The sequence below is a fragment of the Maribacter caenipelagi genome (assembly GCF_004364175.1).
GTDB lineage: Bacteria > Bacteroidota > Bacteroidia > Flavobacteriales > Flavobacteriaceae > Maribacter > Maribacter caenipelagi.
The window spans coordinates 89752-114912 of the sequence record NZ_SNZW01000011.1 but is presented as its reverse complement, the minus strand read 5'-3'; the positions used below and the strand labels follow the sequence as shown (position 1 = coordinate 114912).

The 25161-nt window shown below is 34.7% G+C and carries 16 protein-coding genes; 5 read left to right on the top strand and 11 right to left on the bottom strand.

Annotated elements, in window-relative coordinates; translation table 11 throughout:
* Window positions 1–7: 7 nt before the first annotated feature.
* The 6 genes from DFQ03_RS01375 to DFQ03_RS01350 all read right to left on the bottom strand — a co-directional run bounded on the left by DFQ03_RS01375 (window position 8) and on the right by DFQ03_RS01350 (window position 10332).
* Window positions 8–1657, bottom strand: coding sequence for a S8 family peptidase (locus DFQ03_RS01375; RefSeq protein ID WP_133671243.1), 1650 nt, complete (start codon window positions 1655–1657; stop codon window positions 8–10).
* 44 nt (window positions 1658–1701) lie between these two features.
* Window positions 1702–2562 (bottom strand): MBL fold metallo-hydrolase, encoded by an 861-nt coding sequence (locus tag DFQ03_RS01370; RefSeq protein ID WP_133671242.1) that lies wholly within the window; start codon window positions 2560–2562, stop codon window positions 1702–1704.
* Between the two features lie 161 nt (window positions 2563–2723).
* Entirely contained in the window at window positions 2724–3143 is a 420-nt protein-coding gene (locus DFQ03_RS01365; protein ID WP_133671241.1) for a response regulator, read from the bottom strand.
* A complete protein-coding gene (locus tag DFQ03_RS01360; protein WP_133671240.1) occupies window positions 3127–6960 on the bottom strand; it encodes a PAS domain S-box protein in 3834 nt (1277 codons plus the stop codon). Before DFQ03_RS01360 ends, DFQ03_RS01365 begins: the two co-directional genes overlap by 17 nt.
* Window positions 6961–7249: 289 nt before the next feature.
* Complete coding sequence (locus tag DFQ03_RS01355) at window positions 7250–9469, bottom strand: SulP family inorganic anion transporter (protein WP_133671239.1); 2220 nt, start codon at window positions 9467–9469, stop codon at window positions 7250–7252.
* 2 nt (window positions 9470–9471) lie between these two features.
* Window positions 9472–10332, bottom strand: a complete 861-nt coding sequence (locus DFQ03_RS01350; RefSeq protein ID WP_243834388.1) for a universal stress protein — start codon at window positions 10330–10332, stop codon at window positions 9472–9474.
* A gap of 139 nt (window positions 10333–10471) precedes the next feature.
* Between DFQ03_RS01350 and DFQ03_RS01345 the strand changes: the two genes are divergently transcribed.
* Together DFQ03_RS01345 and DFQ03_RS01340 are read left to right on the top strand one after the other, a co-directional pair.
* Window positions 10472–12328 (top strand): cation:proton antiporter, encoded by a 1857-nt coding sequence (locus DFQ03_RS01345; protein WP_133671238.1) that lies wholly within the window; start codon window positions 10472–10474, stop codon window positions 12326–12328.
* A gap of 223 nt (window positions 12329–12551) precedes the next feature.
* Entirely contained in the window at window positions 12552–12812 is a 261-nt protein-coding gene (locus DFQ03_RS01340) for a hypothetical protein (RefSeq protein ID WP_133671237.1), read from the top strand.
* Window positions 12813–13505: 693 nt separating this feature from the next.
* Here the strand turns inward: DFQ03_RS01340 and lepA are convergent.
* On the bottom strand, window positions 13506–15302 hold the full coding sequence (lepA, locus tag DFQ03_RS01335) for a translation elongation factor 4 (RefSeq protein ID WP_133671236.1): 1797 nt from the start codon (window positions 15300–15302) through the stop codon (window positions 13506–13508).
* A gap of 203 nt (window positions 15303–15505) precedes the next feature.
* Here lepA and DFQ03_RS01330 point away from each other — a divergent pair, with 203 nt between their 5' ends.
* Together DFQ03_RS01330 and DFQ03_RS01325 are read left to right on the top strand one after the other, a co-directional pair.
* Window positions 15506–17908 carry an outer membrane beta-barrel family protein gene (locus DFQ03_RS01330; protein ID WP_243834387.1) on the top strand — a complete coding sequence of 801 codons (2403 nt, stop codon included), beginning with the start codon at window positions 15506–15508 and terminating at the stop codon, window positions 17906–17908.
* 110 nt (window positions 17909–18018) lie between these two features.
* Entirely contained in the window at window positions 18019–20406 is a 2388-nt protein-coding gene (locus tag DFQ03_RS01325) for an outer membrane beta-barrel family protein (protein WP_133671235.1), read from the top strand.
* Window positions 20407–20409: 3 nt separating this feature from the next.
* Here the strand turns inward: DFQ03_RS01325 and DFQ03_RS01320 are convergent, their stop codons facing one another.
* From DFQ03_RS01320 to DFQ03_RS01310, 3 genes are read right to left on the bottom strand one after another with little or no spacing between them, the layout of a single operon-like run.
* Window positions 20410–20607, bottom strand: a complete 198-nt coding sequence (locus DFQ03_RS01320; protein WP_133671234.1) for a hypothetical protein — start codon at window positions 20605–20607, stop codon at window positions 20410–20412.
* The gene (locus DFQ03_RS01315; protein ID WP_133671233.1) at window positions 20604–21998 is read right to left on the bottom strand and encodes a radical SAM protein; all 1395 of its coding nucleotides are present in this window, start codon (window positions 21996–21998) and stop codon (window positions 20604–20606) included. Before DFQ03_RS01315 ends, DFQ03_RS01320 begins: the two co-directional genes overlap by 4 nt.
* Window positions 21970–22752 carry a prolipoprotein diacylglyceryl transferase family protein gene (locus DFQ03_RS01310; protein ID WP_133671232.1) on the bottom strand — a complete coding sequence of 261 codons (783 nt, stop codon included), beginning with the start codon at window positions 22750–22752 and terminating at the stop codon, window positions 21970–21972. Before DFQ03_RS01310 ends, DFQ03_RS01315 begins: the two co-directional genes overlap by 29 nt.
* 206 nt (window positions 22753–22958) lie before the next feature.
* On the opposite strand from DFQ03_RS01310, the gene dusB reads away from it, so the two are divergent.
* Window positions 22959–23957, top strand: a complete 999-nt coding sequence (dusB, locus tag DFQ03_RS01305; RefSeq protein ID WP_133671231.1) for a tRNA dihydrouridine synthase DusB — start codon at window positions 22959–22961, stop codon at window positions 23955–23957.
* Here dusB and DFQ03_RS01300 read toward each other — a convergent pair.
* Window positions 23954–25159, bottom strand: a complete 1206-nt coding sequence (locus tag DFQ03_RS01300) for an ABC transporter permease (RefSeq protein WP_133671230.1) — start codon at window positions 25157–25159, stop codon at window positions 23954–23956. The genes dusB and DFQ03_RS01300 overlap by 4 nt on opposite strands.
* Between the last annotated feature and the right edge of the window lie 2 nt (window positions 25160–25161).

The following is a 25161-nucleotide window of genomic DNA, read 5'->3' as shown; positions in this document are numbered from 1 at the left end:
TAAATTATTATAAGTTAACCTGGCCTGTAGCCACTTTACTTGCCAATACCAAAGCATTATATGCATTTGCAATTTTACCAGAAGTAGAAATTTCATCTAATGAACCGCTTTTACCCGTGTTTTTACCTAGCACTACTTTCGTTTTAATAGGTAAACCAGATTGCAGTATAATTTTTTTCACTTGAGAAGCCGTTAAACTTGGGTATTGAGACATTACCAAAGCAGCAACACCCGCAACACCAGGTGCTGCCATAGAAGTACCAGGAGAATATTCGTATTCGTTATTTGGGTATGTAGAGTAGATATCTGTACCCGGAGCAAAAATATCAACATTTATTTTTCCATAATTAGAATAGCTTGCTACCAATTCTGACCCATATTTTGGGTTCAAGGCACCTACGGTAATTACGTTATCGGCAATTTCTGTTCCGTTATTTATTTGATCATTTGGAAAATTAGCGTTGACAGGATTATCTAGGTCTGCACCATCATTACCGGCCGCATGAACAAAAAGAACATTGTTATCTGCTGCATATTTTATGGCATCGTATACCCAATCGGCATTTGGTGAAAAAGACTTACCAAAGCTTCCATTAATTATACGCGCACCGTTATCAACAGCGTAACGAATACCTTTAGCAATATCTTTATCATACTCATCACCGTTAGGCACTGCTCTAATGCTCATAATAGCTACATTGTTGGCAACACCGTTGACACCCATACCGTTATTACGCTCGGCAGCAATAATACCAGCTACGTGCGTACCGTGACTTTCATCGTCAACTCTGTTATTAGGGTTTCCGTTACCGTAATCTACATCTGTATAATCATAGGCATTATCACCAACAGGCTCTCTACCATTAAAATCTTTGTTTAGATTATAGTTAAGTTGCTCTGTATAGTATTTAAGTCCGTTAGTTAAATCTTCAAGAACACCTGGTATAGATTCATTAATGCCGAACATTTGATTTAGAATGGCAACATTTCGTTGCATAGTTTCATCAGTGGCATTTATACTGGCTAAATCTTTTTTGGTATAAACATCTTTGTTTAAAAATTTCTTTACATCTGCATCTGCATTTTTTACAGCTTGGTAAATTGACTCATATTGTTCTTTACCCTGTAAAGCTTCATTGTACTTAGTGTCTAGTTTCGTTTTAGCTTTTGCTAATGTAGTGGCGTCACCTATGTTTAAACGAAGCATACGAACATATTCTAACTGTTCGTTATATGATTCTCCTAAGAAATTATAGCCGTGTATATCATCTATGTAGCCATTACCATCATCGTCTATTCCGTTACCAGCTTTTTCTTTTGTATTTGTCCATAAGACATCATCTAAATCTTCATGACTTAGATCAATACCAGAATCAAGAACGGCAACAATTGTTTTAGTTCCTTTTCTGTTCTTAATGATTTCGCTGTACGCTTTATCTACACTCATACCTGGTATAGTATCGGTAACTAGATCTAAATGGCCCCAGTTGTTTTTTTCACTGGTAGTAAGATCAGAAATTTTTAAAGGAGTAGAATCTATATTTTCTACAGGAGTAAGAATTAATCCGCTTCCTCCAGCTGTTTTAGTACTTCCGCACCCAGTTAATAATGCAGCTATTGAAAGGGCAAAAATTGATTTAAAATATGAATTTGTCATATATGGGAAACTATTAGTTAATGTTTTTTGTTTAAAGTGTAAAATTAATTGAAGAGTTCGTTAAAAGTGTATACCCGATCTAACCTAACACCTCTGTCAGTGTGTTTTAAGGTACAAAGTTGGTTATGTGCATCATGTTCAAAAAAGAGATAGTAATTATTATCTGCAGCTTCGTTCAAGAATATCTTTTTTTCGGTCATCGTCATTAGCGGTCTAGTATCGTACCCCATAACATAAGGTAATGAAATATGACCAACGGTTGGTATCAGGTCTGCCATATAGGCGATAGTTTTACCTTGAAATGAGAATTGGGGCAGCATTTGTTTTTCTGTATGACCATCTACAAAACGGATATCAAAACCTAAAGGACTATTTTTTAAGAAACTTTCTCCCGCATCATCAACAAAAGATAATTGACCACTCTCTTGCATAGGCATTAGATTTTCTGTCAAGAAAGATGCTTTTTCCCTTGGGTTGGGTTCTATTGCCCATTTCCAATGTTTTTCATTGGTCCAAAATTTGGCATTTTTAAAAGCAGGTTCATAACCGGTTTTATCTTTGTTCCATTGAATGGCACCGCCAACATGGTCAAAATGAAGGTGTGTTAAAAAAACATCGGTAATATCATCTCTGTGAAAACCACATTTTTTTAAAGAAGAGTCTATCGTAAAATCTCCCCATCTATAGTAGTACCCAAAAAACTGATCAGATTGTTTATTGCCCATACCGGTATCTACCAGTATTAATCTATCACCATCTTCTATTAAAAGGCTTCTAGCAGCAATATCAATTAAGTTATTACCATCTGCCGGGTTTGTTCTTTGCCAAATTGTCTTTGGCACTACGCCGAACATAGCACCACCGTCTAATTTAAAATTACCGGTTTCAACAGGATAAATTTTCATAAGGGGCAAAATAATAAAAGTGACCGTAATCTTAGGATTATTAAGAAAGTATTATCATTTAACCCTTAGATTATAAGCCTTTTTAAAGGTGAAGTAATGTAAATATGTAATTATTGGATAATAATTATATGCATTAAAATCTTAAATAATAAAACAAATAGCTAATCTTCATTCAGTAAATCTCCAATAATATGATGGGCCAAAGGCTTGGTTAATTGCTTTTTAACCATAATATATTCTTTTCCTTTTTCAGAATCTAAACTATCCATTGAAGAGCTTAGAATATAAATTTTACAGTGATCGGTAAGTGTGTCTGGAAAATTGACATATTCATCTAAAAATTCAAATCCGCTCATACCGGGCATTTTGATATCCAAGAAAATAATATCGGGGTAAGCTTCCGTTTTGTCAATAATACCACTTAAATAAGTTAAGGCTTCTCGACCAGAAGTCATGGTAGTAATTTGAGAAATATTATCTTCTTTCGAAATAATGGCTTTGTTTATGAAGTTGTCCACATCCGAATCGTCAATCAATAAAATATTTATATCCCTAGCCATATTATTATTTACCTGATTCATTTGGTATTCTTAAAGTAAACGTTGATCCCTTACCTATTTTTGATTGTACATCTATTGTTCCGTTCAATTTAGAGAGTACTTCTTTTACAATAAAAAGTCCAATACCAGACCCCATTACTTTTGAAGAGACCCTATAGAACATTTCAAAAATCTTCTCTAGTTGATGTTCTGCCATACCAACACCGTTATCTTTTATAATTAAAACCGCTTCTTTTTTGGTGGTTTTCACATCGATCCAAATAGCGGCATTATCATTACTAATATCATGATATTTTATGGCATTAGAAATAAAATTATTCAATAACACCGAAATTCTCTTACTATCTGATACAAAATCAACCTTATCCTCTACGTTTATTTCAATGTTTATTTTTTGGGTATTTTCTAAATACCATAAACTTTCAATAGAATGTTCAATTAAAATAGTAAAATTTATGGATTCTATCTTAAGAGCAAGGTGTTTATTTCTAGAGTATTCTATAATGTCTTTAATAAAGTCATCTAATCTTTCAATAGATTTTTCCATCATATTCAAATGCTGGAACAATTTCGGGTTAATATCCTCCATTTGAATTAATTGTATTAGCCCTAAAACCGAAGATAAAGGAGCTCTTAATTCATGAGAAGCGCTATATACAAAACTATCTAGCTCTGAGTTGGTTTTCTGAAGTTCATGAAATTGAGCTTCGAGATTACTTTCTGCCTCTTTTCTTTTTGAGTCATCAAAAATATTAACCAAGTAACTGATTTCACCCTTTAAATATAATGGAGCAATAGATATTAAAAGTGTCTTTTTTACCCCACTTTTTAGTTGAACCTTATACTCTTCGTTCAATATCTCACCTTCTTCTACAAGTTTTTTCCATAGTCTTTCCCTCTCGTTTTCATCTATGAAAATTTCTTTAGATTCTAAAATTGTCTTACCTAGTAATCTTTCTTTGGAGGTCTCTAATATGTTATACACCATTTTATTGGCGTCTATTACTTGTCTTTGTTCATCTAATATAAGCATCCCCATTAGATTGGTTTGAAATGCTTTAGAGAACTTCTCTTGACTTTCTTTTAAAGCTAATTCTGATAGAACATTTTTGGTAATATCCATAGCCGTACCATGATAAACAATAGGATCACCGTTATCATCGTATATAATTTCGGAAAAAGCTAAAAAATATTTAAATGAGTTGTCTTTAAGTTGAATTCTATAGTTACTTGGTGTAGATTTACTTTCTCCTTTTTTCTCTTCAAGTTTGGTATCTAACACAATTACATCTTCATGATATATAATTTTCCTTACCAATTCTGGGGTCATTTTTGTATTAGGGTCAACCTCGTGCATAGCATACATTTCTTTAGACCATTCTACAATATTGCCGGTCATGTTCCAATGCCAATAGCCTATATTTCCAATTCTAATTGCCGCATTCATTTTAGATTGTAGGTCTAGAATTTCAAAATCAGCTTCTTTTTGTTTTGTAACGTCTATTACCGTTCCTTTAAAATCAATCGCCCTGTTATCATCATCTCTAGCAACCTCTATATCTACCATTAAATATTTAATGGAACCATCTGTAACAATGATTCTATAAGTAAAGGCATGGTTGCTTTTATCTTTTACGATCTCTCTCAAATTTTGACGGTGCATTTCTAAATCATCTGGATGAATAAGGCTTTCCAGAACAGGTATTGTTAAAACTGTGTCTGGACTTATATTATAAATATCATAGATTAATGGTGAACAGATATATGTATTTGTTTCCGTGTCAAAATCCCAATAACCAATTTTACCAATACGTATGGCAGCATCCATTTTACTTTGTAATTCAAGAATAGCTTTTTGATTTTCTTTACGTTCGGTAAGGTCAAAGCCAATGGAACCAATAGCAATTGGCTTGTTTGTGGTTTTATCTTTAATCAGAAAACCAGAAAATTCTAAAGGAGTTATGTTTTTGGTTTTAAAATTTTTAAGCGGCACCTCCCCGGTCCACAATCCTTTTTCCATTATGGTCGGTAGATGTTCATTGACTATAACATTTTTATAGCTTTCTTCAAAAAAATCAAAGATTGTAGAGTTTTTAATATCAAAATCACATGGTAAATCGAGCATTTTTTTACCAGCATCATTCAAAAACAAAGGTTCGCCTATTAGTGTTGCCAACCCAATAAAGCCTGGGCTATTTTCTATTATTGAGATTAGCCGCTGCTTCTCTTGATCAGCTTTTTTTGCATCGGTTTGGTCAACATAAGTACTTAAGCTATAGTTTTCTCCTAAATACTCATAAGGTTCTTTAGATGTTATCAAATGTAAAATATTTCCATTTTTAGCAATGAAATCAACCTCAAGTTTGTTTACTTGCTCTGAGTTATCAAGTAGATTTATTGCTGGGTTTGATTTTGAGGCTTCGATAATATTAATTAAGCCTAATTCTTTGATAGATTTACCTTTAATTTCTTCAAGTGAATATCCTATTAATTTTAGAAAATAGGGGTTGGCATCTACAAAGCGGTTTGTATGGTCTCTTATAACCATACCTACAAATCTGTTATTATACGCTTTAGCGAATCTTACTAAGTTTTCTTCAGCGGCTATTTCAAGCTCTTTTCTTTCGGTAACATCTCTTACAATACCTAAAATAGTTTTATTGTTAAGCTTTTTGGCACTTACTTCTCCATAAAAAATGCTTCCATCTTTTTTGATCAGTCTTTGTTCAGATCGTACCGTTTTCCCTTCAAGCATTTGCTTATAACGTGGTGGTCTTTTAACCGTATCTTTTTTAAGGGTAAGGTCTAATAAATTTTTCCTTAACAAATCTTCTTTAGTATAACCAAACATCTGCAGGGCATAAGGGTTTGCGTCAACTATATTTCCTTTAAAATCAATTAAAAATATACCATCTGAAGCGCCTTCAATTAATAACTTATAACGCTCTTTACTTTCTTTTAAGAGTGCTGTTTTCTCATCGACCAATCTATTCAATTTAGATGGTTGTCGCATTAGAAACCACGAAAGAAGACCACATACTAACGAAAGTAATATGCCCAAAACAGAAAATAGAATGGTAGATGAATTCGCATAGCTGTTATTTAAATAAACATATAATTTCCACTCTCCTTGGCTAGTAGTAAGTGGTAAGGTTATAGCGCCTGCTTTAGAGATGTTCTTAGATGCATAAAAAGTTTCTTCAGTTTTATCTAAATTAATTTTAACCAGTTGGTATGAGAATTGTTCATTTTCAGTAGAATCTAATTGAATGGCATTTAAAACTGTTGATAAACGTACTACCGCTGCTACGAACCCGTTAAATTTTCCATTTTTAAATAATGGTCTTCTACCTATTATACCCGAACCTCCTTGTCTAAAATAAATGGGTCCTGCGGTATAATAATCTTTTTTTTCAAGTGTAGTTTTGGCTCCAAATTTATTATCTGGATCATCTAAAATATTCAATCCAATAACTTCATTTCCTTTTAACGGATGAACATGGGTAATTATCCCCTTATCATTTACCAGTTCTAATGCATCTATACTATTGTTGCTATTTAAGAGTAGTTGAGCTACACTGTCAAAGTTATCTGGAATACCATAGTGTTCTACCATAAAGGCTAAGGTTTGTGTAACGTTGAAGCTTTGACCCAATACATTTTGTAGGTCAACTTTTAGTTTAGAAACCTGTTGCTCTATTTCTTGCTGTTTTGTTTTTTGATGAAGCTGGTATTTTTGAAAGGCAACGAATTGGGTGATTATTAGTACAAATAAAAATGCCATTACCCCATATAGTAGCGGGTTTTTAAACATAGACCGGGCATTGGTTTTGGACATTTTTACTAATATAAATTATATAATATCGTTTAAAACTATGGCGTTAATGATAATAGCTCAAACCACCAAGATATACTAAGTTAAAAAAGTCGCCCTTATAAAGGCGTTTTTTCTTCATATTTTGTAAGATTTATAGTAGTGTAATTAACACACTTATTACCTAGGTACTAGGTGGTTATCTCTTTAGAAATTAAACTTTTAAAAAGTAACTATTAAAATTGTTTAACTAATTAGCAGAAAAAATGGCTTAACCACGGGGATGGTGGCTACAAACATAAAACGAAAAATACTAAACAACTACGGTTTCACTAAGAAGGTGATTCAATTGTTTTCCAAAATAAAGCATTGCTTTTATCTCTTTAACACTTAATAAGCGCTCCTTTTTAAGAATTAAGATGGAGCTTCCATTAGTTTCTATATGGTAGTATGGGTTGCTTTCTAAAAAAAGAATAAGTTCATTTGTAAATAGATCTTGAATGTCTTTTGTGTGCTCTCCACTTAAGAAAAAACGCTTGTTAAAATCTTGATGGTTTTCTAATTCTATATCTTTAAAGCCCGCCATTCCGTATACAAAATCTAAAAGTCCTTCTTTGTCCAAAGAAAATACGGGTATTTGATGTTTTACTTTAATATGTAAAATAGTAGTTTTGACAACTTCTTTAGCAATAAATTCCCCTTCGTTAAATTCAACATCAAACAAGTGAAAGGTTTTGGTATTATCGTAAAAGCTGTTGTAGTAATAAGGGACTTTTCTGTTTTTAAAGAAAATGAATTTATTTAAAAACTTAGTTTTCTCTGATTTTTTTGGATCATAAGACCATTGGTATTCTTTTGCCAAGGTCTTTAAAAGGCGCTGTCTTTTGGTAAAATATTTTTCAATAGTACCTAGTTTATTGAGCGGTAATATTTTTCTAATAGCAAACGGATGCTTAGAGTCGGCACCATGCTTGTCTAAACCTATAATTTCAATGCTTCCCTCTTTTTTTGTAAATGTATCTACATAGTTTTCCAGCCCTTCCATAACGGTATGATCAACAAAGCTACAGTGCGAAAAATCTAATATTACATTTTCGTTTTCTGGTATGATATCTAGCTTATTTTTTAGCTTGTAGAAATTAAGAAAAGTGGCAAAATACTTAACGCTGATATAATAATTACCGGCATCTTTCTCTTTAAACATTAAAATATTTGGCTTGGCGATATGGTTGACAAAAAGAGATAAACTTCTATTCAATACCACATGTATGATGAATGTCACCAAAATACCCATTGCGATACCAGATATTAGGTTGGTAAACAATGTAGTCAATAGGGTGGCTAAAAATATAATAATCTGCTCTTTACCGATACGGGCAACTTTTTGTAGGTTTTTCGGAGTCGCAAGTTTATAGCCGGTAAACACCAAGATAGCCGCCAATGCAGCTAAAGGAATTCGCCTTAATTGATCTTGAAAAAGTAAAACAAAAATCACAAGAAACAGAGCGTGAAAAATATTGGCAGATCTATTCGTAGCGCCATTATTAACATTAACCGAACTTCTTGCTATAACGGTTACAACATTTAACCCTCCGACCAAACCACTAAGAGAAGTTGCAAGCCCAAGAGCTTTAAGATCTTTATTCACATTAGACCTTCTTCGTTCTGGATCAAGCTTGTCTACTGCCTTAATACTCAAAAGCGATTCTATACTTGCTATAAGCGTAATAGCAAAAACGGTGGTTATAAAATCAATATCTAAAGCTTTTGAAAAATCGGGAAAAGCTAAATTCGATAATACATTGTTTGGAATATTAACCAAAAACTCTTCTCTTAAAGGATAAGGAAGTCCTAATGAAACAAACACATAACTAAACCCCACAGACAAAATCAGAATCCACATGGGTGCAGGAATAAGATGTAAATATTTGTTTCTTATTTTAGAGTAATTCGCCATAATCAAAAGGGCAATGACACCTATAATTGCAGCAATAAGTTCTTCTATGTGATAGTCTTGATAAAGACCTATTAAACCTTCTGGAATTTGCAATAACAGATGTATGATGCTACCATGCTCATTATTATGCCCGATCATAATATGAAATTGTTTGGCTAAAATACCCAAGCCGATGGCGGCAAGCATTCCTTCAATGGCAGATGCAGGAAAGAAATCAGCAAGTCTACCCATTTTAAGAAACCCGAGAAGTAACATAAGAACACCCGAGAAAACAATTGCCGCTAGTGTAAATAAATACCCGGCATATAAATCACCGCCGCCAAGGGTTGTAATGGCACCTAAAAGAACAATGACCAAACCATTTCCAGGCCCAGTAATAGTTACATTAGAGCCTCCGAGAATTGACACAACAATACCGCCGACAACTGCAGCGATAATACCTGATATAGGTGGTGCCTCGCTTGCAAGTGCAAGTCCCAAGCCAAGAGGTAAGGCTATTAATGAAACAACGAAACCAGAAAATAAATTCTTCGGAAGCGTGGCTATAAAGTTTGAATTCTTCTTTTTAGCTGTCAAATCTATTTTCTAACAATTAATAAATCGGTTGGTAAATCTGATAGAATATATTCAATATCATGCGGAAATATTCGATCCCAGATACTTGTTTTTAAGGGCGCGTTCATAACCAATAGATCTGCTCTTACCACCTCTGCATAATGCCCAATAGAATATCCTCTTTTACCAAAAATACTTTGTGTTTTTACCTTAATGCCTTTGGTAATATTCTCGGGCAAGGAGCATACTATGGTATTGACCCTTGAATCTTCTCTATGTCTAATACGCTGCTTTATAATATTCGCCTTTTTTAAAGATCGATCATCCGCTACATCAACTTGAATTTCTTTTGGTAAAATTTCTTCTACAATGGTAATTTGTTGTGCACCCAAAAGGCTCGAAACATAAAATGCATGTTCAATAGCCATTGGCGTTTCGGGGGCATCTAGTCCGTTTACCACGATGTGTTTACAAGGCACTCTTTTTTCTGTAGGTTTAATCAATAGTAGAACAGAGCAATGAACCTTACGCGTTAGTTTTCTGGCAATAGAACCCACATAAAATTGAAACTTATTTTCATGTTGTAAAGCACCTAAAATCAATAGGTCGATTTTTAAATCGATACAAGCTGTGATTATGATTTTCTCGGGATCACCTTCTTTCCAAACGACTTCAACGGCATCATTAGACTGTTCCGTTTCAGAAATAATTTGATTGACTTTTGCCGCTTTTTCAGCTGTCTTTTCTCCTACATGTAGAAGAATAAGTTTGCAGTTTAAGTAATATGCAATACGGCTAGATTCTAGTATATTTACTTTGAGTGAAGGCGAGAATGCAAATCCGAATAAAATGGAATTATATAACTTGATAAGTAGTTGGTTCAAATGTTGTGCTTAACAAGATAGGGCTAAATAATTACAAGTGAATTCTTATTGCCAAAACAAGTACTCAAAAATGCACTGTTCCTGTGGTTTTATGTTAAATAGTGCCGTTTAATTGTTATTTTTATCCAAAATAAAATGTATGCTAGAGCTTGCTGGAATTATCATTTTAGGAATACTTGCTCAATGGGTAGCATGGCGCTTAAAACTACCCGCAATTTTACCGTTAATTCTTATAGGTTTAATTGTTGGTCCGTTGTCAACATTATACACCGAAGATGGTTCTAAAATTATTGAGCCTATTTGGAACGGGGATAAAGGTCTTTTTCCTGGCGAAGGTTTGTATTATTTTGTGTCTTTGGCAATTAGCATCATTTTATTCGAAGGCGGACTCACGCTTAAGCGTTCCGAAATTAAAAATATTGGTCCGGTAATAACGAAGTTAATTACCCTGGGCAGCTTAACAACCTTTTTTGGTGCAGCATTGGCAGCCTACTTCTTGTTCGGACTTTCATGGCAGCTGTGTTTCTTGTTTTCTGCTTTAATAATTGTTACCGGTCCAACGGTAATTACTCCGATTTTAAGGAATATTCCGCTTAAAAAAGACGTTTCTGCTATATTAAAATGGGAAGGTATTCTAATAGATCCTATTGGCGCATTGGCAGCAGTATTAGTCTATGAGTTTATAAGTGTAGGTGAAGGTCAAGCCTATACCATGACGGCATTAATTGAGTTTGGTAAAATTTTATTGTTCGGTTTTACCTTTGGTTTTACCTTTGCACACGCACTTACCTTTTTAATCAAAAAGAATTTTATTCCACATTATTTATTGAACGTAGTGTCGTTATCTGTGGTGTTGGGTGTTTTCGTTATGTCAGATGTTTTTGCACATGAATCTGGCTTATTGGCGGTAGTTGTTATGGGTATGGTAATGGGGAATACCAATTTGCCTAATATAAAAGAACTGCTCTATTTTAAAGAATCGTTGAGTATTCTTTTGATTTCCATATTATTCATTTTACTGGCAGCTAATATTGATATTTCGGATCTAGAATTAATTTTTACGTGGAAAACCATAGTATTATTCTTGTCTATTGTATTAGTCATTAGACCACTGGGTGTTTTCTTAAGTTCTATTGGCTCTAATTTAAAATTGAATGAAAAGCTTTTTATCAGCTGGGTAGGTCCGAGAGGTATTGTTGCTGCGGGTATAGCATCTTTATTTGGTTCAAAATTATTATCTAAAGGAGAGCCAGGGGCAGAATATATTACTCCACTTGTGTTCATGATTGTTTTGGGTACGGTTTTATTAAATGCTACCACAGCTAGAGTTTTTGCGAAATTGATTGGTGTTTTCCTTAATAAGTCTGAAGGAATTCTGATTCTTGGAGCCTCAAAAGTATCTCGTTTAATTGGTGAATATTTACATAAAAACGACAGACATGTTGTTCTAATAGACAATAACCAATCTAATATTGACAAGGCAAATAAATTAGGATTAGAAGCTATTTCAGCAAACATTTATTCTGATAATTTAACCGATAATATTGAACTTAACGATATTGGATATTTGATGGCTTTGACCGCAAATTCTGATATAAACAGATATGCGATAGACAAGTTTCAAGATGCTTTTGGTGAAAACGGTTCGTTTAGATTGGTAGATGCAGATGAAATGTCAGATCCAGAGAACAACCCAAAAGAAGGATTGTTTTCGCACACCGACGACTTTATAAAATTGACAGAAGCGGCACGAAAATTTCCTGCTATACATGAAATTGAACTACATGATACAGAGCATTATGAAGGTTTGATAGAGATAACAAAGGCCGATGCAGATATTGTTCCTCTATTTCTCAAAGATCCAGAAGGCGATATACAAATTATCACTGCATTTAGTAAAGAATTTACAGATATTCAAAAAGGATATAAACTTGCATACTTAGGTAAAATGTTCCCAATGGAAGATCCAGATAAAGAAGAAGCCCAAGAGAATTAAACATCGATATCGCTAATCTAAATTTACATTAGATAATAGCTGTAATTTCAATAATGAGGCAACAAGTAGACCTAGTAGTAGAGGGGTTTTTAGGTTGTTTACAAAAGTACTATAAACTCATTTTTAGAGATTTAGACTTCCTATTTAAATAAGACTTTGGCAATAAACTATAAAATCATTTCGTTAGTGGTTGTATAAAAATCAACCAAAACCAAATGTCTTTATGAAAAAAGCAGTTTTATTTTTAGCCTTAGCGGCTACCGTATCATTCACAAGTTGTTCAAAAGATGATGACAATGAATGTAAGTCATGTACAGCCTCAGATCAAAAAGTTGAAATTTGTGATAATGGCGACGGTACGTATGAATTGACTGTTGGCGGAGAAAGTGCCGGTACTTTAGACGAATCTGATTTAGACGGGTTATCACCTCAACAAGTTGTTGATGCTACTTGTGAAGCACTAAACTTGTTTACAGACTTTTAATTGAAAGAATTTAATAAACTCGGGTCCTACAAAATATTTGTAGGACCTTTTTTTTGCATGAATAGTTCTTTTAACATATTCAAGTGTACTTTAGTAAAATAGTATTAACAACTTGGCGCCGACATTCTCTTATTAGATAGATACACCCATCTTATCCCTTTTTTATCTCGTTAGAGAAAAATCTACTTTATAAAATAAGTGGTTGACTATAGTTTTAGTGCATCAATTAAAAAATGACCGGCCATGAAACTAAAATCAATAATTCTAGTTATCACAGCAGTAAATAATGCTTAAAACTCTATGAAGGGTACTTTCAGTAATACTTCTAATGTATTAAAAGAAGATCAAAATAACTATAAGAAACGTTTGTTATAAAACGGTCTAATGGTATTCAGTTATTAAACACCTCTGATATAAGTATAATTGAAGCCTCTGGAGATTTTTGAGTTGCTACTGCTCAAGAAGGCAAAAGGCAGCTGATGTCTCAAACTATTTGCAGTATAATAAAACAATTACCACCACAGAAGTTCTTACGAATCAACCGTAGCGAAATCGCACATGTTGATTTTATATAGCAGATTGAGAGTCTCTTTAATAATCAATTACTTATTACGGCAAAGGGGTGTAACGAAAAAGCAATGTCCAGTTCATCTACCACTTCCGATTTTAGAAAGTGGTTAGGGTAATCTAGTTCTAGTCATTCAATTTTAATACCGCCATAAAAGCCTCTTGTGGAACTTCTACGTTACCAACCTGACGCATACGTTTTTTACCTTTCTTCTGTTTTTCAAGAAGTTTACGTTTACGAGAAATATCACCACCATAACATTTGGCGGTAACATCTTTACGCAATGCTTTGGTGGTTTCTCTAGAGATGATTTTCGCGCCAATAGCAGCCTGAATAGGAATATCAAATTGTTGTCTTGGTATTAGTTCTTTAAGCTTCGCGCAAATCTTCTTTCCAATATTTACGGCATTATCAGCATGAAGTAAAGCAGAAAGCGCATCTACCGGCTGTGCGTTTAGTAAAATATCTACACGTACTAATTTAGAAGGTCGCATTCCTATAGGTGTGTAATCGAAAGATGCATACCCTTTAGAAACCGTTTTTAAACGATCATAGAAATCAAAAACTATTTCTGCCAAAGGCATATCAAAATTAAGCTCAACACGTTCGGTGGTCAAATAGGTTTGATTGGTAATTACACCACGCTTTTCAATACATAATGACATTACATTACCTACGAAATCAGACTTCGTAATAATGGTAGCTTTTATATAAGGTTCTTCAACATGGTCAATACTTGACGGATCAGGTAGATCAGTTGGGTTGTTTACAACAATTGGGGTATCAGGATCTTTACGCGTAAATGCGTGGTAACTAACATTGGGTACCGTAGTAATTACAGTCATATTGAACTCTCGCTCTAAACGCTCTTGAATGATTTCCATGTGTAGCATTCCTAAGAAACCACATCTAAACCCGAAGCCTAGGGCGGCACTACTCTCTGGTGCAAATACAAGAGAAGCATCATTCAATTGTAATTTTTCCATTGAAGCACGTAGTTCCTCAAACTCATCTGTATCTACCGGGTAAATACCTGCAAAAACCATTGGTTTTACATCTTCAAATCCGCCTATCGGATTTTTAGTAGGGTTAGCGGCATCAGTTATCGTATCACCTACTTTAACTTCGCGGGCATCTTTTATACCCGTAATCAAGTAACCAACATCACCAGCCTTAACGCTCTTTTTAACCTCTTGAGTCAACTTCAAAGTACCTACCTCATCGGCATAATAGTCTTTGTCGGTTGCTACAAATTTTATCTTTTGTCCCTTTTTAATTTCGCCGTTTATAACTCTAAAATAGGTTTCAACCCCTCTAAAAGGATTGTAAACAGAATCGAAAACCAAAGCTTGCAACGCTTCATCTGGGTTACCCGTTGGGGCAGGAATACGCTCAATTATAGCGGCTAATATTTCTTCAATACCAATACCTGTTTTTGCAGATGCAGGTATTACCTCTTCTGCCTTACAACCTAAAAGATCAACGATATCGTCGGTAACCTCTTCTGGGTTGGCACTTGGTAAATCGACCTTGTTTAAAACAGGTATGATCTCAAGGTCGTTTTCTAAAGCTAAATATAAATTTGAAATTGTCTGTGCTTGTATACTCTGAGCCGCATCTACTACCAATAATGCACCTTCACAGGCAGCAATTGATCTAGAAACTTCATATGAGAAATCTACGTGACCAGGTGTGTCAATTAGATTTAAAATATATTCTTCACCCTTATAAGTATATTCCATTTGTATGGCATGACTTTTTATAGTGATGCCACGCTCTCTTTCAAGATCCATACTGTCTAGCAACTGTTCCTTTTTCTCTCGATCGGTAACAGAACCGGTAAACTCTAACAGTCTGTCTGCCAAGGTACTTTTACCATGGTCAATATGTGCAATAATGCAGAAATTTCTAATGTTTTTCATAGCGGTAACAGTAATAGTAATGCCAATTTATACCTGTATTCATGCCCCGGCATTAAAGAGCAATTGCAAATATAATCTAATTTATAGCGCTAAGCTTGAGTGTAGTTACCTATTTATTGTTGTATAGATTGGTTTGGATTACATATATTGTAAAGGATTACAACGTTTTTTTAACTAGATTTGAATACCAACCCAAATTGCCATTGAAACAAGTTATTACCCTTTTACTATTCACCATCGGTATGTCCCATTGTGGATTTAGTCAAACCTTTGAATTAAAAGGCGAGGTTAAAGATCAATATCAAGAACCTGTAGCGTTTGCCTCCGTATTTTTACTAACCGTTACAGATTCTGTTTTGGTAAAAGGAAGTTCTGCTGATGAAAATGGAGCGTTTTTATTCTCTGATATTGCAGAAGGACTCTATTTTTTAAAAGCATCTTACGTTGGTCAAACTTCAGAAAACTTAGCTATTGAAATTCTAAAGGACACCAAAATCGGAGCTGTAATAATTCATCAGCAAGCAGAACAACTAAATGAGGTAACCGTTACAAGTGGCAAACCTGTAGTAAAAAGGGAAGTTGACCGTATTGTTTTCAATGTAGAAAACACAGTCATTTCTCAGAACAGCTCGTGGGATATACTTAGTCAGACTCCAGGTGTAATTGTCATGGGCGATGATCTAAAAGTTCGTAATAGAGCTACTACAATTTATATCAACAACCGTAAAGTTCAATTATCTGCAGAAGAGGTAAGAAGTCTCTTAGAAAATTACCAAGGAGAGAATATAAAATCGGTTGAGGTTATTCATAATCCGCCAGCAAGTTATGATGCCGAGGGCGGATCGATTTTGAATATTGTCACCAGTAAAAATGTATCTGTAGGATATAAAGGCAATGTAAATGCTGGGTATACACAGGGAGTTTTTCCGAAGTACAATATTGGAACATCGCATTTTTATAAGACTAAAAAATTAAATGTAAATGCAAGTTACAATTACACCCCAAAGAAGCAGTTCAAGAATACTTTGAGCAATACCAATTTTATGGATAATACCGGTATTACTTCTATTTGGGATACAGATTTTGATCAAGTAATACGCACTAATACCCATAGCGCAGGGGTATCGGTAGATTATGAATTTGATGATAAGAACTCTCTAAGCTTAACAAGCAACGCACAGTATCAACCAAAAAAGGATGCTGATTTTTTTCAGGAAACTAGCATTAAAAACAGCGCAGGGGTTTTAGATTCAATATTTACATCAAACAGTTTTTTAAGCGAACAAAAGCATAATATTTCGGGCGATCTTACTTTTAAACATCAGTTTAAAGACCAAGGAAATTTAACTGTAAATACACACTATACAAATTTTAATTTAGACCGAAATCAAGATGTAAATTCAGATTATTTTCAACCTAACGGCTCATTTCAGCGCGATTTTAATTTCTCGACTATTGCCGATCAACAGATAGAAATAAAGACCGCTCAAATAGATTATACTGATTATTTTGGCAGTGTATTTTTTGAAACAGGGGCAAAAGGTTCTTTTATTGATTCTGAAAGTAGATTAGATTATTTTCTACAGAATAATGTTACGCAGTTTATACCAAATCTTTCTGATGACTATACCTATGACGAAAGCGTGTATGCGGGTTATTTTAGCCTTTCTAAAGACTGGGATAAATGGAGTATAAAAACAGGGTTACGTGCAGAACAAACAGAAAGCACGGGAGTGTCTGTAAATGTATCAAATATTAACGAGCTTAGTTATTTTGAACTTTTTCCTTCATTGTATATTCTGCACAATATCAATGACCACCATAGTCTATCTTTTGATTATGCCAGAAAGGTACAACGCCCCAGGTATGAGAATTTAAATCCGTTTAGAACATATAGTAATGAGCGTATTTTTGTAGAAGGCAATCCTAATTTGATACCAAGTTTTATTCATAACTTTAATTTAAACTATACGCTAAATCAAGAGTATTTTTTTGATTTTTACTACCGTGATAATGGCAGGTATATTTCGGATCTTACTTTTCAAAACAACACTGATTTTGTATTAACCGATAATTTCCAAAATGTACTAGGAAGTACTTCTTACGGTTTCGATTTTACCTATGGTAAGTCAATTACAAATAATTGGTATTTGTACAGCTATATGTCTTTCTTTCATGAAGAAGAAACTTTTATAGCTTCCCAAAGCGATGCATTTTCATACACCAATGAACTTAATGGTGCATATATTGATATTACCAACTATATAACCCTTTCTAATGATGGTAGTTTTAAGGGCGAGTTGGGTATTGTTTACCTTACCGGTTGGTTAGAAGGATCCTTTATCCAAGATGAGACTACAAATTTAACCATAGGATTAAGAAAATCATTTTTAAATAACAGAGCTGTATTTAGCGTTAGTGCGAATGACCTTCTTGGAAAATATAACGCTTACAGTTCTTCTCAATACTTAAATCAAAACAATCGCTACTTGGCAGTCGAAGAAACCCAATATGTAAAATTTGGCTTCACGTATAACTTCGGTAATTTTCGCCTAGAGGACAATCAGCGTGATATTGATAAAATAGAACGTGAACGTCTTGAATAAGGTTAAACTACTCATATTCAACAACTTGATTTTTTATTAAGAAAAACTTTAGAATTACGTAAGATAATTCAATATTACTTTCCTACATTTATGTGTTATACGCACACTAAATGTCAAAGGATTTTCACTTAACACTACTATTTTTTCTTACGTTTACCTTGGCATTTTCCCAAGATTTTATTATTAAAGGATTAGTAAAAGATGATAAGCAAAATCCTGTTGTTTTAGCAAATGTAATTTTGTTATCAGGCGATGGTGAATTCATTAAAGGCACGGTCACTAATGACCAAGGTTTTTATGAATTTGAAGATGTTACCTCTGGTACCTATAATATTGTTGCTAGCTTCATAGCAAATACCGTTGAGAGTTCTAGTATCTCAGTGACCGAAAACAGTGTACTCAAACCCTTAATTCTTCAAAGTGCTCAAGAGTTAGATGAGGTTGTGGTAACTCAAAAAAAGCCGGTTCTAGAACAATTAGCAGACCGTCATATTTTTAGTGTTGAAAATACTGCACTATCAGATGGTGATATTTGGGATGTTCTAAAACGCACTCCTGGTGTTATGGTCATGAATAATCGTTTGTACATTAATGGTAGTCCCAATGTTAATGTGATGATCAACGGTAAACTAGTAAACTTACCAGAAAGCGATATTATTAACCTTCTAACCGGTAGTTCTGCAAGTAACGTAGAAGCTATTGAAGTAATTACGAGTCCGCCCGCCAAGTACAGTGCTGAAGGCGGATTATTGATCAATATTAAAATGAAAAAAAACTTGGTTGCCGGGTATAATGGTGCCGTATTCAATAGATATACACAAGGGGTTTTACCAAAACACACACTAGGAACAGACCATTTTTTTAAAGGAAAAAAAATAGATTTCTCTACCAACTATAGCTTCAGTCACAACAGAAACTGGACGAGATATACCGACATTACTACCTATTTGGAAAACGGAATTTGGACAGCTGAACAAAAAATAATTGACAAGAAGAAAAGTCACAATATCAATCTCTTTTTAGATGTACAATTAAATGAAAAGAACACCTTAAGTGTAACTTCTACCTCTAACTTGTCTCCGAACGGAAATACAGATTATTTCTCAATTACCGATATAAATACTATCGATGGCGATTTAGCTGCTAGGCTTGACGGTCTCAACGTTCTAAAAGATGATACGTATAACACATCTAACTATATAGATTGGGTGTATAAATTGAATGATAAAGGCGCGGAAATCACTACTAATGTACATTATACATACAATGATTCTAAGCAGAACCAGGTATTGAACAATAACATTGTACAAGGTTTTACAGAGCGTACATCAGAAAACACACTAAATATAGCGTCCGATCAAATAATTAATCTTTTTAGCGCTCAAACAGACCTAACACTGCCACTAACAAAACAATCTGTAATGGAAACTGGTTTTAGGGTGGCAACTATCAATTCTGAGGCGAGTATTATACAATCTGGTTTTGATGATTCGGTAAATGGCATAAGCCCAACAGGATCTGGTTTGTTTGATTATGATGAACAAATTTATGCGGGCTATGTCAGCTTAAATAACAATTGGGAAAGTTGGAAATTAAATATTGGTTTAAGAGCAGAGTATACTGACACCGAAGGTAATTTAGACATGTCGGCTTCTTTGAATGCAACTTCTTATTTTAACCTTTTTCCTAATATGGCGCTTTCATTTAAGAAAGAAAAGAATGCCTTTTATTTAAAATACTATAGAAGAATTACAAGGCCGAGATATAACAGCATTAATCCGTTTCAATTCTATTTAACGGCAAATTCTTTTTATGAAGGCAATCCTAATTTAAAACCGGCCTATAGTGATTATGTGCAGTTCGATTATGTGTATGACCGCGATTATAAAGTGGCGCTATTTGTCAATAGAAAATCTAATGAACAAGCGCAACAAATTATTCAAGACAACGAAACCAGTACATTAAGAACTCAATTTATAAACTTAGAAACTAATTATTTTTACGGTATTGATGCAAGTGTGTCGAAAGAACTGACATCATATTGGTATCTATATGCTCTTGTTAGCCATTATCGTGACAAAGACAGCTTTACAGACCCAAACACAAATACCATAGTAGAGAATGCTATTTGGACTACCTTTATTCGAGCCAATAATTACTTCACCCTTCTTAAAGATGAATCACTCTTTGCCGATGTAACCTGCACTTATTTTTCACCATATATTAGAGGTAATTCTAAGTTCGAATCTTATAGTAAAGTAGGGTTATCGTTTAGAAAAACCTTTTGGAATAAAGACGCAAGTATTTCTTTAGGTATTGAAGATATTTTTAATACTGGTAATACTCTTTCAACTAGAAACTATCTTGACCAACGAAACTCAACGAGTGCTAGGTTAGAAAGCCGATTGCTTATTCTAGGCTTTAGATATAAGTTTGGCAACACTAAAATTCGCGATAATTCTAAGAAAAAGAATACAGATGAGGGCAAGCGTTTATAATTGCTATGCCATCATAGAACCGCATATGCCAAGACTTATTAGGCAATATACCCCAGCTAAAATCATAAAGACTTTACCCGCTTTTTTCTTCTTCTTATAAAATAGAATTGCCCCGATTACAATGAACAATAGTGCGGGACCGAACATTATTAAAAACAAAAAAGTAACAAGACCATCTAGATTACCAACTTCTAAAATCATAGCATTTCATTTTGTAGTTCTTTTAATCGTTCAATTTTATCATCTCGGTAAAAGAGGTTCATAGTCTCGAACGGAATAATATTATAGTCTTTATTTACAATGTGTACACATGATTTTTTAATTGCACGAACGTCAAAATTGTGGGCATCTATAAATTGCATAATGATTATACGGAATAGGTTATCATACCCAAGCTCTGGAGCATCAATTTCTGGTAGGCAGCACAAAATACTTTTTAGATTTTCCGACGCTTTTTCAACGGAATTTCCAGTACTGAACAACTCGATCATTTTACCATGTAATTGTTCATCTTGCTCATAGATAATGGTGTTTTTACCTTCGTTCAATAAATCATCAGGATTTATAAAACGTGTAAGCGGGTTTACCTCATCACCTAATTTTAAGGCATAAGCCATTACCAAAGCATCAGGGTTGCAGGGCACCGGTATTAAATCGTCGGACTCAAAAATGGGCGACTGCTCTAAAATTTTTCTACGTACTTCAGTTAGGGTAATTCGGTTTTCATCGACTTCGAAATTTTCTAATCTGCCAGCTATTTGTGTGGGTTGAAAAGTGACTCCGCGTACACATTTTTGTTTCAAGGCAAAATCTATAGTGCTTCCCATTTCATGATCATTGAGTTCTTTTTGTAAAACAACAACAAGCGTGGTAGAAAGATTTAATCTGTTAAGATGTTCAAGGGCTTGTAAACGAACATCCGCAAGGTCTGCGCCTCTTAAAGTTCGTAGCACTTTGTTATCCAAAGAGTCAAACTGTAAATACACTTCAAAATCTGGTGCGTAGGTGGCCAATCGTTTTGCAAATTCAAAATCTTTGGCAATTTTAATTCCGTTGGTGTTCAACATTAAATGCCTGATAGGAAGTGTTTTTGCATAATCTAAAATCTCAAAAAAGTTAGGGTGTATAGTTGGCTCACCACCGCTTAGCTGCACCACATCTGGCTCTCCTTCGTTTTTTACGATGATATCGAGCATTTTCTTTATTTCCTCCAATGTTCTATGTCTACCAAAAGTGGGAGATGATCCCGCATAACAGGTAGGGCAAGTTAGGTTGCAACGATCGGTAAGTTCAATTACCGTAAGACAAGAATGTTGCTCGTGATCAGGGCACAAGCCGCAATCATAAGGGCAACCGTAATGCGTTTTTGTATTGAATGTTTTGGGGTACTCAGATGCTTTGTTATAATTTCTAATGTTTTTATAGTACTCAATATCATCAGCAATTAAAACCTTGGATCTACCGTGTTCCTTACAATGTTTAAGCATGTACACCTTTTCGTTCTCAAAGACTATTTTGGCATCGACCCGTCGTAAACATTCGGGGCAAAGGCTTAAGGTGAAATCATAATAGGTATAGTTTTTTTCTGACATATGTTATTCCCCGTAGGATGAATTTATGGTAGTAAACCAAACAATTTAAACATAATATTTGAATGCTGCTCAGCCCTAAGAAATAAAAACTATTAGGTTTTATAAACTCAATACAGAATCGAAGGGAGAAATAGGTTACCATAAAGAATTTAAAGAGGTCACCGTTTTTAAGGTTGAGGTCAGTTTTTTGAATCTTACGGATCATAATGAAAAGAAGCAACAGGAACACCACTTCGTAAAGGGCAATAGGGTGTCTAGAGAGTCCGTCACCTAAATCCATTCCGGTAAAAAATGTTGTTTCGGTTCCATAGGTGAACTCCTTAACTCCGGCTAAGAAACAGCCAATGCGACCAATGATGATCCCTAGAATAATGGGTAATGTAAACAGGTCTCCAGAAGAGTGTTCTTCGCCAATAAATTTTTTAGAAAGCTCAACACCTAGCAAACCACCAAAGAGTCCGCCCATAATAGTTTTGTTGTTTAGGTTAAAAAGCAAACTTTGATCAAAATGAACTATGGGGTTCTCAAAAAAGGCTATCACTCTAGAAAGAAATAAAGCGCCAAAAACGGCACCTATGATAATGGAAAGTCGGTTGTTAGATGAAATAACGTCAGTACTCTTTTTACGCAAAAACACATAATACCTAAATCCAATAAAGAAAGCCATGTACTCTAGAATCAGGTGCATGTTCAATTTTACACCAAACACAATAGGCTCATATGGCAGCGAGACAAAAAGTAGCAAATTGGTCATGATGTTATTGGCAATAGAACTGGGTGATAAAATGTAAGTCTAAACATAGTCGAAGACCTAATTTGGTCACTAATTTACGCTCTTTCTTCAAACAAGTAATTCGATTTATTTTTAATAACCTTCAAAACCATTCAATTTATCCAAAAGACCAAGTAATGCCCTTGTTGTATTTTTATATAACTTTGCATCCCAAAATTAGATTGCCCGTGCCTAAAATAGGAGACATACAACTACCTGATTTTCCATTGCTTTTAGCACCTATGGAAGATGTGAGCGACCCACCGTTTCGTGCCCTTTGTAAAGAGCAAGGAGCCGATGTGGTATATACAGAATTTATTTCTTCGGAAGGATTGATTCGTGATGCCGCAAAAAGTGTCATGAAGTTGGATATTTATGAGAAGGAACGCCCAGTAGGCATTCAGATATTTGGTGCCAATTTAGACAGTATGCTGCAGTCTGTAGAGATTGTAGAAAAGTCTAAACCAGATATTATTGACATCAATTTTGGTTGCCCGGTAAAGAAAGTAGTGTCAAGAGGAGCAGGAGCCGGTATTTTAAAGGATATTGACCTTATGGTCTCTTTGACCAAGGCTATGGTAGAGCATAGTAATTTACCCATTACGGTAAAAACTAGACTGGGTTGGGATGATAGCTCTATTAAAATTGTTGAGGTTGCAGAACGATTACAAGATGTAGGTTGTGCGGCAATAGCCATTCATGGTAGAACACGCGCACAAATGTATAAGGGAAGCGCAGATTGGAATCCTATAAGAGATGTAAAGAACAATCCTAGAATGCATATTCCCGTATTTGGTAATGGTGATGTAGATTCACCGGAAGCAGCAGTAAAAATGCGTGATGAATACGGTTTGGATGGTGCCATGATCGGTCGTGCAAGTATTGGTTATCCTTGGATATTTAGGGAAATAAAACACTATTTTGAAACAGGAACACATTTAGCGCCACCTACTATGGCTGAACGCGTAGAAGCTGCCCGACGTCATTTACAAATGTCCATTGACTGGAAAGGAGAAATACTTGGTGTTTTTGAAACCCGCAGGCATTACACCAATTATTTTAAGGGTATTCCTAATTTTAAGGAATATAGAATGAAAATGGTTACTAGTGATGACTCTGCATCGGTATTTGCTGCCTTTGATGAGGTTTTAGAGAAATTTGGAGACCATCAGTTTACCAACGCCTAAAGATCCACCAATTTTTTATTAATTCGGCTACTTGCAATTTTAGAAGCAATTACGCCCAATACTAAAATGGTTGCCAGCACAATGCCAATGTTGATGAATTCAAACTTAACCGGATAAGCCAGCGACGGAGTAATTTTCAACCAACTAAAAGCAAGTTGAGACCACACGATAAGCACGCCAAGCAATACACCTATTAGTCCGCCAAAACCGGTAACTAGAATTCCCTGTACAAAGTAAATTCGTCGTAATTCTTTTATGGTAGTACCTAAACTATAGAGCGTTTTTGAGTTCTGTTGTTTGTCCAATATCATCATAATTATAGCACCAACAACATTAAAAAGAGCAATAATCAGTACCAAGGTAAAGATGAGGTATGTAGCCACATTTTCGGTATTCAGCATTTTATAGAGTGTACTATTTAATTGCTGTCTATTTTTCAATTGCACGTTAGCACCTAAAATAGATTGAATTTCTGAGCGAACCGCACTTGGCTCAACGCCCTCGTCCATTTTAAAATTGATACCCGAAATGGAAAGCGAATCTTTTTCCAATAAAGCCTGAGTTAATCGTAAATCGGCAAAAACATACTTATTATCCAAATCAGCCTCAACGGCATACACACCACCAATCACCATGGGTAATTGATTATATAGCGATGAGATACTTTGCTGTGAAATAGAGCCTTTACCAGGTTTAAATGCATAAATCTGCATAGGGCTACGAAACTGGTTGATGGTAACTCCTAAAATATTGGCTATGCCCAAACCAGATACTACCTGTGTATCGTTAATTGTCCAGTCACCGATATAGAGCGTGCTATCTACACCGGTTACTTTGGTGTAATTACTATCGATACCTTTTATGTAAGCAATATGGTTTTTCCCTCGGTGTTCAAGAGATACCTTTTCTTCGATTTCCTTGGAGTAAAATGCGAGTCCGTCGACCGATTGCAAACGTTCTTCCTGTTCTGGAGATAATGTAAAAGTTTTTCCCGCTACGGGCATTGCCTTTAACTGTGGGTCAAAAGATTCGGTAAACGAAAGGCTAAAAGTTTTTAATCCGGCGAAAGCCGATAACACAATAAACAGTGCCGCAGAGCCAATAACTATAACTAAAAAGGTAATGAAATTAATAATATTGACCGCGTTCTGGGTACTTTTAGAACGCACATACCTTTTAGCGATATAGAGTGGAAAATTCAACC